A 13,274-nucleotide genomic window follows, 5' to 3' on the forward strand; every position below is an offset into this window, starting at 1 on the left:
AAAGTGGAATTGAAATAGTTAAGACCTAAACTATCTTTTTGCCAACTCAACACTCTCAATCGTACCAAAGTGGAATTGAAATTCTTGTGTTACTTTTATATTACCACTCATCCCATCACTCTCAATCGTACCAAAGTGGAATTGAAATAAATTAGGAAGTAAGCCATTTACCTCTTTAAATTCACTCTCAATCGTACCAAAGTGGAATTGAAATGACTATTACGGCATCGAATGGAGCTTTCTTTTGTTGGCTCTCAATCGTACCAAAGTGGAATTGAAATATATTTATAAAAGCTTTTCTCGGTTCGGTGTCCTGTTCTCTCAATCGTACCAAAGTGGAATTGAAATATTAAATACAGTAAGGAAAATTGGCCAGAAATTAAGCTCTCAATCGTACCAAAGTGGAATTGAAATGGAAAAGAATATTACGTAGAACAAAAGGGAATAGTCTCTCAATCGTACCAAAGTGGAATTGAAATTCACAACAAACTGATGTAATTATAAAAGACTCATTCTCTCAATCGTACCAAAGTGGAATTGAAATATGAGGCTGTCTGAACGAGACAATTCCGATGATCCAGCTCCCAAAGTGGAATTGAAATTCACAACAAACTGATGTAATTATAAAAGACTCATTCTCTCAATCGTACCAAAGTGGAATTGAAATATGAGGCTGTCTGAACGAGACAATTCCGATGATCCAGCTCTCAATCGTACCAAAGTGGAATTGAAATTTATAAGACTTAGTAGTTTCGGCATCATCCCTCTCAATCGTACCAAAGTGGAATTGAAATTCCTCCAGAGCAGTTACATTAATTTTAAACAATAATCTCTCAATCGTACCAAAGTGGAATTGAAATCAAATGTAATAAAATGTTATCATTTTCCAACTACAAACTCTCAATCGTACCAAAGTGGAATTGAAATGTGTCAACCGCTTCGGCTTGCTCCGAGGTAAGCGATACTCTCAATCGTACCAAAGTGGAATTGAAATCGTATACCCATTTCCAAGCTCTCAAATTCTTCAAACTCTCAATCGTACCAAAGTGGAATTGAAATGGAATGGCGAATGCAATTATCATCATCATTAATAATCTCTCAATCGTACCAAAGTGGAATTGAAATTTTACTCCTCCGGTGCCGTAAATAGTAATGTAACGTCCTCTCAATCGTACCAAAGTGGAATTGAAATGATAACCAAATAAAGAATCGTTTTAAATTGATTTTCTCTCAATCGTACCAAAGTGGAATTGAAATTCATAGTAATATTTCCGCTTACCGTTTACCGTTACTCTCAATCGTACCAAAGTGGAATTGAAATCTTGATGGGTCAATGTATAATCCTCCGATTGAACCTGCTCTCAATCGTACCAAAGTGGAATTGAAATCCAATTAATGAAGTAGATGTTGCCGTGTCCCAAACTCTCTCAATCGTACCAAAGTGGAATTGAAATAAACGATCGTATTCCTTATTGTATTCAACCACAAACCTCTCAATCGTACCAAAGTGGAATTGAAATTAACCTCTCCAACCTTTGGCAACTTATCAGGCTACCTCTCAATCGTACCAAAGTGGAATTGAAATAAAAGTACAAAACGAGCATGTAAAATGCACCATAATCTCTCAATCGTACCAAAGTGGAATTGAAATAAAGATAACGACAAAGTAACCGAGTCTATCTCGTTCTCTCAATCGTACCAAAGTGGAATTGAAATCAGCTACCATACTTGCAGCCGTAGGTTGGTTTAGCTTCTCTCAATCGTACCAAAGTGGAATTGAAATGAAGGTAAAAGCTTTGACATTGACAAGGATAACGAACCTCTCAATCGTACCAAAGTGGAATTGAAATTCATTTACAGCCTATGTTGAAATATCTGGCGTAGGACTCTCAATCGTACCAAAGTGGAATTGAAATACAATACCCACATCGATATTATTGGCCGAATATTTTCTCTCAATCGTACCAAAGTGGAATTGAAATTCCCGACCGAAATCGGGATGACTACGTAAACACTACTCTCTCAATCGTACCAAAGTGGAATTGAAATAATACAGTAAAAGCACGTACAAGGAAATCTACCGATCTCTCAATCGTACCAAAGTGGAATTGAAATTCGTAAGCCGGGCGCATAAATGGTTGTGCTGCCTGACTCTCAATCGTACCAAAGTGGAATTGAAATGTTAAGACAGCAGGATCAGCAACCTTATACCACAAACTCTCAATCGTACCAAAGTGGAATTGAAATAAAGACAGCTTTGAAAAACTTCAGAGAGAAGCACACTCTCAATCGTACCAAAGTGGAATTGAAATGAGACTTCGATGAAGCTAAATCTCAGGAATTGGCTAACTCTCAATCGTACCAAAGTGGAATTGAAATATCTTTACCTTTAACTTTACGGCATCAAATTCAGAACTCTCAATCGTACCAAAGTGGAATTGAAATAGATCAAGAGGTAGCCTCTCTTTTTTATGAATTTATCTCTCAATCGTACCAAAGTGGAATTGAAATAAATAATCTAAATCTGTGCCTATTACGAACGATACACTCTCAATCGTACCAAAGTGGAATTGAAATACAAAAACAACAGTTGCATCTTCCAATGAAGGCATGCTCTCAATCGTACCAAAGTGGAATTGAAATAGAACAATCGCCGCCGGAAACGCCTTATTCTATTTTCTCTCAATCGTACCAAAGTGGAATTGAAATTCTGTCATCTGTGAAGTTTCTAAAAGAAAAACACTTCTCTCAATCGTACCAAAGTGGAATTGAAATTCATCTACGGCAATGGCTTCCTCTGATACTGTTATATCTCTCAATCGTACCAAAGTGGAATTGAAATATTGTAATTAAAGGCGATAGTGCCGGTGTTTTACAGACTCTCAATCGTACCAAAGTGGAATTGAAATATAGCAAATATATATTGCAAATTGAGTGAAGACGACCTCTCAATCGTACCAAAGTGGAATTGAAATCAAGTATCAGCAAATATGCGAGAAAATTTTAAAAGGCTCTCAATCGTACCAAAGTGGAATTGAAATTCTGTATCCCATGTAAGTCTACCGTTATTATCAAATCCTCTCAATCGTACCAAAGTGGAATTGAAATCAACATTGAAGCATACAAAGCATTTAAAGAAAGAGCCTCTCAATCGTACCAAAGTGGAATTGAAATATATCTTCAGCTTCGAGATTTACTTTGGAGGCCCAACTCTCAATCGTACCAAAGTGGAATTGAAATACCTGAATAGATGCACCTGTAATAACATCTTTCGAATCTCTCAATCGTACCAAAGTGGAATTGAAATCATAGATTCGCCAGGCGGAACCGTTGATGGCACCGAACTCTCAATCGTACCAAAGTGGAATTGAAATTAATGTTGTGTTTGTTAGTTATCTTAATTTTATGAATCTCTCAATCGTACCAAAGTGGAATTGAAATAAGGATATTTCTTCGTCGTCATTCATCGAGGGATATCTCTCAATCGTACCAAAGTGGAATTGAAATTTATTTATCAGAATTAAATAGCAGTAAAGTTTAAACTCTCAATCGTACCAAAGTGGAATTGAAATAGGGCTGCTGGGTGTGGCCCTTGAATTTATTATAGGCTCTCAATCGTACCAAAGTGGAATTGAAATAGGTTGTAGACCAATTAATTGTTGTGGCGAAAGCTACTCTCAATCGTACCAAAGTGGAATTGAAATGTAGCACCAATAGAGGGAATTAAGCCTTGTTATCAATCTCTTTTTATAGATTGGGATTTTTCACATCTGTATCGATTCACAATGAATGCAATCTTAAAAAAAGATAAAGAGCCTTACAAGACCCTTTATCAAAGAAAACCAATTAATTATGCTATTAAAACCAAAATCCCGGGACACCACTCCCAATATTTGGGAAACCATTAATAAATGATTTCGCACGATTAATTACAAGCACCAGACCAAAAAATACAAACAACTCAAAAACAGACAACTTAGTCAACTCAGCTAATATTATTCCTATTCTAAAGTGTCCGATTGCATCACAAAGTATGTTCGTTTTCGGACGGTAAAAAAGAATTTCTACACGTTATTACTATTAGCGATAAACCTGATCACCGGAACTACTTTTTCCATGAATCCAGATATCACCATTTTCATGATACAATTTTTTTTCTGTCTTTTGATTTCCAACTCTCAAATCACCGGAGGAAGCCACCAAATCAAAACTTAATTGTTCAAAATTATTATTCAAATTCAAGTAAACATTTCCTGAAGTTGTAGTAAAATAAGATTCCCCTACAAGAATAATATTTTCACCTTCGATATCACCCGAGCTTGCCGTTAGATGAAGAGCTGTTTTCGAATTATTAATATTAACATTTCCAGAAGTCGATACATTTCTAAAAACTCCTACCAAACCTTCAATATCAATATCGCCAGAAGATGTACGAGAATTTACATCCCCATGTATCTCTGTAAATTTCAAATCACCAGAAGTAGCTTTAGATTCGATATCCCCATTAATAAATTTCAATTCCTGATCCCCAGAGGAAGATACAATATGAGCATTCCCAACGAGTTCTTTAACTGTAACCTCCCCGGAAGTAGTAAGCAAATCTAAGTTCCCTTTTAACTTTCTAATATTAATATCCCCGGAAGATGCTTTAAACTTTAAATACTCTGCCACTATTCCTGAACAAAACACGTCCCCTGAAGTATTCTTAAGATCAATTTTGATTTCTTGAGGAACCATAAACTTCAAATCTCCTTTGATATTTCCCCAGAATCTATTTGGAGAATCAATCCATATATTTAAAGTTTTTCCGTTTAATTTATGATGAATAATATAACCCTTAGATTTGCCAGATGTTCCCTGGATAATTCCTTCAAACTGAACATCAGATCTATTTTCACCAATTATTTCAACATCGCAAAAAGCACCTTCTATCTCAAGTTTATCAACACTATCATAGGAAGCTTTTTCATTAGCATAAATGGTTTGCGCAAACAATCCGCGAGTTAGGAAGAGTAAAAATAACAATAAACAGACCTTTAATAAATTTTGAATTTTCATAAATTCCGAGTTTAATTAATTTCATATTTGTAAGTAAATCATCTATATGACGCTTAATTTAAGCGAAAAGTTACTAACATTTAATAATTGCACTAATTCAAGTCTTTAGGCAAGTATTCGTATCTTGCTATTTAGAATCTTTTTAAATTAATTCTTATCTTTGCCCTCGTACTAATGAAAAAATATGGAATCAAAAACGAATCAAATAAAAAATAAGCTAAATACCACAACAATTCTTGAAAATAAAGAAATCGCACCTGGTGTTTACGTTCTGAAATACAAAAAAACTAAGGCTTTTAAAGCTGGTCAATATATTGGATTAACTACGGATTTAGAGGTAACTCCCAGATTATACACTATTGCAAGTGGGATAAACGACGACGAAGTTCAAATTCTTTACAACATTAAGGATGATGGTTGGTTGACACCGCGCCTTAGTGAAATAAAAACAGGTTCGAAGCTCTATGTTACCAATCCTGATGGTGATTTTATTGATGATAACACTCCTGCATGGTGGATTGCTTCGGGAACTGGGATTGCCCCATTTTACGCTATGTTCCGCTCAGGCTTAAGAAAAAATAAAACCTTAATTCACGGTGGAAGATACACCCACTCCTTTTATTTTGAGGAAGAATTTAGCCAGGCTTTAGGCAGCAACTATATTCGCTGTTGTTCTCAAGAAGAATCAGAAGGTTTGTATAGTGGAAGATTAACACGATATTTGCAGACCATTAAGGAACTACCAAAGGATTATCGATTCTTTCTGTGTGGAAGTCCCGAAATGGTAGTAGAAGTACGTGACCTTTTGATAAAACGCGGTATTGAATACAACAGAATTGTTGCTGAAATATACTTCTAGGCTTACTTCTCGCATAAAATGATAGGCAAATAAAATTAAATAATGAATAAAGATATTTTATTAGGCAAAACTCTGGAGGAGTTAATTCAGATTGTTTTGGATCTTAAACTCCCAAAGTTTACGGCCAAACAAATAGCCGATTGGTTGTACAAGAAAGATATTACCAGTATTGATGAGATGAGTAATCTCTCTCTGAAAACCAGAGAAATCATTAAAGAGAAATTCATATTCGGCAATATTAGCTCCACGAAAGTGCAGTGCTCGGTGGATGGAACAAAAAAATATCTGTATCCTTCTAATATGCCAAACAAATTTATTGAAACGGCTTATATTCCAGATAGGGATAGAAATACTTTATGTGTTTCCTCGCAGGTTGGATGTAAAATGGGTTGTTTGTTTTGCATGACAGGAAAACAAGGCTTTCAGGGACAACTCACCAGTGGTGAAATCATTAATCAGATTCGCAGCTTGCCCGAAAGAGAAAGTCTGACCAATATTGTGTACATGGGTATGGGCGAGCCTTTGGATAATGTGCCGGAAGTAATGAAATCACTGGAAATTCTTACTTCGGAATATGGAATGGCTATGAGTCCGCGAAGAATTACAGTTTCCACTATTGGCATTATTCCGGGGATGATTGAATTCCTAAACAATAGCGAATGTCATTTGGCAGTTAGTCTTCACTCCCCTTTTGATGAGGAAAGAAAAAAATTAATGCCTGTCCAAAATGTGTATCCAATAAAAGATGTTCTCGAGATAGTTCGGAATTTTGATTTTGGAAGACAAAGAAGGGTCTCTTTTGAATATATCATGTTTAAAGGAATCAATGACACAGCAGATCATATCAAAGAACTTTGCCGGATTCTTGATGGAATAAGATGCAGAATCAATTTGATTCGCTTCCATCCTATTCCCGACACGCCTCTCGATGGATCGGATGATGCGACCATGGAATACTTCAAAGATCAACTTACCAAAAAAGGGATTACCACAACGATCAGACGTTCCAGAGGACTTGATATTTTTGCTGCTTGTGGAATGCTCTCCACGAAAGAACTCATAAAGCGACAAAACGAAGATTATTAAATAAAGAAATCCTGCTCTACCAAGCAGGATTTCTTTTATAATATCATAGATAACTTATTTATCACTGGAAGTGCGAACGATTAAATCAGCAGTAACAACTACTTCTTTTACATCTTTGGCATTTGGTTTATTTTCCATTTGATCGAACAGTAATTTAGCTGCTTCGCGACCAACCTGTTTTGGATTTTGATCCATAGTCGAAATGGATGGTTCCATATATCTTGAACGGCGACTATTAGAGAAACCAACAACAGCTACGTCTTCAGGAATTCTCAAACCTAATTCCTTGGCTGCTGCGATTGTTCCAATTGCTAAATCATCGCTTATTGCAAAAAAGGCATCCGGACGGTTAGATCTGGATAATAGTTCCATTGCGGCTTTTTTAGCACCTTCAACAGTAAAATCGCAGCGGGAAATTAAAGTTTTATCTAGACTGAATCCTTTATCTTCAAGAGCTTTTTTATATCCTCTCATACGGTTTCTACCGAAAAGCATATACTCCATACCCGTTAAAAATGCAACTCGCTTAGCTCCGGAATCAATTAAATGATTCACGGCAGTATAAGCTGCAGCAGCATCATCAGCCACTACCTTTGACACATCCAGTTCCTTAGAAGTTCTATCGAAAAGGACCATAGGAACTCCCATGTCCTGAATTTTATGAATATGATCGTAAGTACTTGTTGCTCGAGATAGGGATAAAATTATTCCATCCATTCTCATATTCAAGAATCCATTTACATTCTTCTCCTCCTTCTCCATTTTCTCATTAGAGGAACTCACAAAAACCTGATAACCTTGTTCATCGGCAACCTGTTCAATACCCTTCACTACAGATGCATAAAAGGAACTAACAATTTGAGGAACAACAACACCAATTGTATTCGACTTCTTTGTCTTTAAAGCAACTGCCAAAGGATTTGGCTGATACTTCAGCTCTTTTGCTAATTTCTGAACATTCTCTCTGGTTTGTAAGCTAATTTCAGGATTGTTTTTTAATGCACGAGAGACGGTTGATACCGAAATATTTAATTTTTCAGCGATGTCTTTAATGGTAACAGGTCGGTTGGCCATAGTAATAATTTTAGGTTCTTACTTTCCGTTTTTCAGGACTATAATATAAAATACAATGACTTTTATCAGTAATCCGGAATCACACAAAGATAATATAATTTAGACAGCTTCTCTCTAAAGAATTGCACTTTTTGTCCCGTATTACTGATATTTTAAGACACTTACACAAGAATTACAATAAGCTAACAATAACTTAACACATAGGAATTTCCAAAAAAATCAACTGAGCATCTTCTGTGCATTCTACTTTAAATTTTGCATCCCAAAAAATTCCGAATCCATCCTTTTTTTGCAGTAATTGTTCACCGACTACTACTTCTCCTTCCAGCACAAAAATATAGGTGCCATTATCTGAAATATTTTGCTGATAATCCAAAAATTCATCTTTCTGTAACCTTGCTCTGGATACAAAAGCATTCTGATTTATTTTCAGCGCATTATTATTTGAATTCATTGGGGCTACCAGCAATTGGAAGCTATTATCCATACCTAAGTCATCAAAAGTCTTTTGATCGTAACGGGGAGCCAAACCCTTTTTATCCGGAAAAATCCATATCTGCAAAAAATGCACTTCGTCCACAGCAGAGGCGTTAAATTCAGAATGCATAATTCCCGTGCCGGCACTCATCACCTGAACATCATTCCCCTTCAATATCTCCTCATGTCCAGAACTGTCCTTATGCACCATCGCACCTTCCAATAGGATTGAAATAATTTCCATATCCTGATGTGGATGAGTACCAAAGCCCATTCCTGGCTTTACGATGTCATCATTCAACACCCTTAAAGTGCCAAAACTTATTCTTTCGGGGCAATAATAGTCTGCAAAACTAAAGCTGTGTTTACTATCCAACCAATCTAATTTTGAGCTGCCTCTGGAATCTGCCGCATGATAAATTCTTTTCATTTTATCCTCCTGTTTTTACTTTATACAAATTTAGCTTAGAGCAGATAAAGGATAAATGGACAGATTTACGTTTACTATGTACTTTTTATTGATTTACACTTGTATTTCAGAGGGATACTTCATCTTTTTCAAGAAACGGATATCCAGGTAATAAATCACAGATTCTTTAAATTCATTCAAAAAAAAAGTGGAGAAATAATCTCCACTTCCTTTTTATAATACTTTCGATCTATAATACTTTCGATTTAATAACCATGAGTTTCTCTCTGGTCATTTCGTGCATAGAATAGGGGATTCCTCCTGTTCCGATTCCCGAAGCATCCCGACCACCAAATGGCATCCAATCTACCCGAAAAGCGGTATGATCATTCACTGTTACCGTAGAGGCATTCAGCTGATTCACTGCATCCATGGCATGATCTAAATTAGAGGTGAACACCGCAGATTGAAATGCCAATGGCAAGGCATTAGAGCGATCAATAGCCTCCTGCAAGTCTTTGTACGAATACACACAAATAACTGGTCCGAACACCTCCAACTGACTCACCTTCGAAGTTGAAGATGGATTTAATAATACCGTAGGCTCATAACATGAATTCGAGATTCGCTTGCCACCACATAACAATTTTGCTCCTTCTGCAGTTGCTTCGTTCACCCATTCCTCTACCCGATCCACCTCATAGTTTTCGATCAATGGACCAACTTCCGTTTCCGGATTCATAGGATCGCCTACCTTCAGTTTTTTCGCCTGCTTCACCAATTGTGCTGTAAAAGATTCGGCAATTTGCTCCTGAACAAATACACGTTGCACAGAAACACAAACCTGACCGGCATGATAAAATCCTCCTTTTGCGAGTAAGGGAACTGCCTGTTGAAGATCTGCATCGGCTTCTACAATCACCGGAGCCGACCCTCCATGTTCCAAGGCACAGCGAGTTCCTGCGGCCAATTTCGAACGCAATGACCATCCTACCTTTGCCGAACCGATAAAAGAAAGATAGTTCACTCGTTCATCCTGAACCAGTTTTTCGGCATTCTGGCGATCACAAACCACTACCTCTGCCCAATCCTCCGGCATTCCTGCCTGTTTCATAATATTCACTAGTTCTATTGCAGATAAGGGAGTTGCACTAGCAGGCTTTATCAAAACAGGAGAACCAACTGCAAAAGCTGGAATCACTTGATGTACCGCCAAATTCAAAGGATGATTAAAAGCACTAATACTCAGCACAACACCAATGGGTTCGCGCAGGCTAAATGCCCATCGGTTTACCGAGGCAGCAGTTGCGCCCATAGGAATTTGCTCTCCTCTAAGCTGACCGATGTGCTCAATTGCCAATTGCACCCCATTAATGGCACGCAGAATTTCCACCTTACTATCCTGATAAGGTTTTCCCCCTTCCGAAGCTGCAATTTTGCTAAGTTCCTCCACCCCCGATTGCATGATGACCTTGGTTTTCTCCAATATTTCTATTCGCTGATACGGTTTTAACCATCTCGAGCGATCCTGAAATAAAGCATAAGCTCTGGATATTTTCTCTTCTACCTGCTGCGCGTTAAGCATTGGTATTTCTTTGATCAGACTTCCGTCGTATGGGGAATTTACTTGTAATGTGTTCATCGTATAAGTTTCTAAATTTGATATTACAAAATACAGGTTTTTGCATAAAGTTCTTCGTTTAAGACCTTATGATTTTCGGAATAATCTACAGGAACATCAATCAAATGCACCCCTTTGGCATGGATACATTGCGCCAGCGTTTTGGAAAAATTCTCCGGACAATCTACCTGATGACCAATAGCACCATAGCTTTCTGCGTACTTCACAAAATCAGGATTACCGTAGTCCAAACCAAAAGCTTCAAACTTTAAAGCTGCCTGCTTCCATTTAATCATGCCATAGGCACTATCATTCAAAACTATAATAACAAGATCGATACCCAATCGCACTGCGGTTTCCATTTCCTGTGAGTTCATCAGAAATCCACCATCGCCACAAATACTGACTACGGCCTTATCGGGATATACCATTTTAGCAGCCATTGCCGATGGAAAGCCGGCACCCATGGTTGCCAAAGCATTATCCAAAAGAATGGTGTTGGGATGATAGGCCGGAAAATTTCTGGCAAACCAAATCTTATAAACACCATTATCCAACGTGAGAATGCCATCTTCAGGTAAGGCCTTTCGCACCGCCGAAACCAAAAACTGAGGAATCAATGGAAATTTAGAGTTATCAGAATTCGTAGCAATATGATGATCCACTTCTTTTTTAATTCTGGCATAATACTCAAAATCCCAATCCGATTGTACTTGAATCTGTTTACCTATTTCTTTTATCGAATAAGCAATATCACCAATCACATTCAATTGCGGAAAATAAACCTCATCCACCTGGGCTGCAAAAAAATTCACATGAATCACCTTTTTCCCACCCTGTTCCATAAAGAAGGGAGGTTTCTCAATCACATCGTGTCCAATATTTACAATGAGGTCGGCACGCGCTATGGCACAATGCAAATAATCATGATCAGAAAGAGCCGCCGTCCCCAGGTATTGAGCATGTCTTTCGTCCACCACCCCTTTCCCCATTTGGGTATTAAAGAAATAAATCCCGGTTTTCTCTATAAAATCAAGCAAGGCTTTCGAGGTTCTTTTTCGGTTGGCACCGGCACCAATCAAAAGCAATGGTCTTTTGGCCTTTTCAATCATTTTCACCGCTTTCTTAATGGATTTAGTCTCCGGGTTTGGTCTGCGAATCGTGTTTGGTTCAAACACTGTATCCGGAGCCTCTTCTGCCGCCACATCTTCGGGCAACTCTAAATGAACTGCCCCCGGCCGCTCCTCCATGGCAAGACGAAAGGCTTCCCTCACCAAAGAGGCAATATTATTACCATTCACAATTTGCCTTGTCATTTTGGTGATGGGCCTCATCATATCCACCACATTTAAAATTTGAAAACGTCCCTGTTTGCTTTTCTTAATTGGCTTTTGACCCGTTATCATGATCATGGGCATGGCTCCCAATTGCGCATAAGCAGCAGGAGTCACCAAATTTGTAGCTCCTGGTCCCAAGGTAGATAAACAAACCCCAGGTTTCCCGGTTAGTCTGCCATAAGTGGCAGCCATAAATCCAGCTGCCTGTTCATGTCGATTTAAAATCAACTTAATTTTCGATCCTCTCAGGGAGTTTAAAAAATCAAGGTTTTCTTCACCAGGAATCCCGAAAACATATTCCACTCCTTCGTTCTCCAGTGCTTTTACTATTAAATCTGATGCTTTCATATCCTATCAATTTTATCGTTATGCTCCACCTATTTAAAATCAATTTTATAAGGATATTAATTATACCTGTGCAAAATTGATTCCCCTTAATTTACTCAATTAAAATTAGTTGGTTCGAATGTTTTTATAAATGGACAAATATTCTTTTGACATGTACTTTTCAATTTCCGAAAAGATCAAACAAACTTGTACATTTGCAGTCCTTAAAAAATCACTCACACAAGAGCAAAGCATGGAAAATCTAAATAAAAACCTCCGACATCTACGACTACGAAAGCGATTATCTCAACAGAAATTGTCTTCTCAAATTGGCATTGGAGCCTCTTCGATTAGTGCCTACGAAAAAAGACGAAGTGTACCTAAGATCAACAGTCTTTTAAAGTATTCCCGTTATTTCAAACGCAATCTGGATGAGTTGGTAAATGATGATATCAGTAAAACAGATTTAATAAACCAGCAGGATGTAAAAGGCGAAAAGCTTCGGATATTACCCATTCTGGTCGATCCAAAAAATGAAGAAATGATTAGTCTGGTTCCCGTGAAGGCTGCCGCCGGATATTTAAAAGGATATTCGGATGCAGCGTTTATCAGCGAATTGCCCAATTTCAGATTACCCTTTAACGAACTTTCGGAGAATAAAACCTACCGTGCTTTTCAGATCGAAGGGGAAAGCATGCTACCGGTTTCTGCCGGATCGTATATTATCTGCGAGTATGTTCAGGATTGGGAATTGATACAAAACGATACTTGCCATATTGTAATTACAGCCGAAGATGGTATCGTTTACAAGCGCGTGAAAAAAGATTTTACCAATCATCAATTAATCCTGAATTCTGATAATCCGGATTATTTGTCGTTTGAAGTGAATGTAAATGAGGTAAGGGAAGTTTGGAAGGCGCTTGGTTTTATGAGTTTTAATTTGCCTGATAAATTGTAGAATTCATATTTCAACAATTTGGCTTAGTTGGTTTCGGCGCAAGCTAGGTCGGTATTCCAATTGAGCTT

At 37.6% G+C, this 13,274-nt stretch carries 8 protein-coding genes and 2 CRISPR repeat arrays; of the genes, 3 read left to right on the forward strand and 5 right to left on the reverse strand.

Features of this window, described 5'->3' with window-relative positions; all coding sequences use genetic code 11:
* Positions 1-52 precede the first annotated feature (52 nt).
* A CRISPR array of direct repeats spans positions 53-545; the repeat unit is 30 nt; unit sequence CTCTCAATCGTACCAAAGTGGAATTGAAAT.
* Positions 546-637: 92 nt separating this feature from the next.
* Positions 638-3,704: direct repeats of the CRISPR family, unit length 30 nt; unit sequence CTCTCAATCGTACCAAAGTGGAATTGAAAT.
* A gap of 376 nt (positions 3,705-4,080) precedes the next feature.
* The gene (locus DLK05_RS14870) at positions 4,081-5,058 is read right to left on the reverse strand and encodes a DUF4097 family beta strand repeat-containing protein (protein ID WP_127344800.1); all 978 of its coding nucleotides are present in this window, start codon (positions 5,056-5,058) and stop codon (positions 4,081-4,083) included.
* Between the two features lie 184 nt (positions 5,059-5,242).
* Here DLK05_RS14870 and DLK05_RS14875 point away from each other — a divergent pair, with 184 nt between their 5' ends.
* Together DLK05_RS14875 and rlmN are read left to right on the forward strand one after the other, a co-directional pair.
* Positions 5,243-5,917 (forward strand): ferredoxin--NADP reductase, encoded by a 675-nt coding sequence (locus DLK05_RS14875; protein ID WP_127344801.1) that lies wholly within the window; start codon positions 5,243-5,245, stop codon positions 5,915-5,917.
* Between the two features lie 42 nt (positions 5,918-5,959).
* Complete coding sequence (rlmN, locus tag DLK05_RS14880; RefSeq protein ID WP_127344802.1) at positions 5,960-7,003, forward strand: dual-specificity RNA methyltransferase RlmN; 1,044 nt, start codon at positions 5,960-5,962, stop codon at positions 7,001-7,003.
* A gap of 54 nt (positions 7,004-7,057) precedes the next feature.
* Here the strand turns inward: rlmN and DLK05_RS14885 are convergent, their stop codons facing one another.
* The 4 genes from DLK05_RS14885 to DLK05_RS14900 form a co-directional block, all read right to left on the reverse strand.
* Entirely contained in the window at positions 7,058-8,077 is a 1,020-nt protein-coding gene (locus DLK05_RS14885) for a LacI family DNA-binding transcriptional regulator (protein WP_127344803.1), read from the reverse strand.
* Positions 8,078-8,270: 193 nt separating this feature from the next.
* Complete coding sequence (locus tag DLK05_RS14890; protein WP_127344804.1) at positions 8,271-8,984, reverse strand: pirin family protein; 714 nt, start codon at positions 8,982-8,984, stop codon at positions 8,271-8,273.
* A gap of 229 nt (positions 8,985-9,213) precedes the next feature.
* Positions 9,214-10,605 carry an aldehyde dehydrogenase family protein gene (locus tag DLK05_RS14895; protein WP_127344805.1) on the reverse strand — a complete coding sequence of 464 codons (1,392 nt, stop codon included), beginning with the start codon at positions 10,603-10,605 and terminating at the stop codon, positions 9,214-9,216.
* A gap of 23 nt (positions 10,606-10,628) precedes the next feature.
* Entirely contained in the window at positions 10,629-12,269 is a 1,641-nt protein-coding gene (locus DLK05_RS14900; RefSeq protein ID WP_127344806.1) for an acetolactate synthase large subunit, read from the reverse strand.
* 232 nt (positions 12,270-12,501) lie between these two features.
* Between DLK05_RS14900 and DLK05_RS14905 the strand changes: the two genes are divergently transcribed.
* A complete protein-coding gene (locus DLK05_RS14905) occupies positions 12,502-13,206 on the forward strand; it encodes a LexA family transcriptional regulator (RefSeq protein WP_209319903.1) in 705 nt (234 codons plus the stop codon).
* Positions 13,207-13,274: the final 68 nt, after the last annotated feature.

The sequence above is a fragment of the Ancylomarina longa genome (assembly GCF_003996985.1).
In the GTDB taxonomy this organism is placed as follows: domain Bacteria; phylum Bacteroidota; class Bacteroidia; order Bacteroidales; family Marinifilaceae; genus Ancylomarina_A; species Ancylomarina_A longa.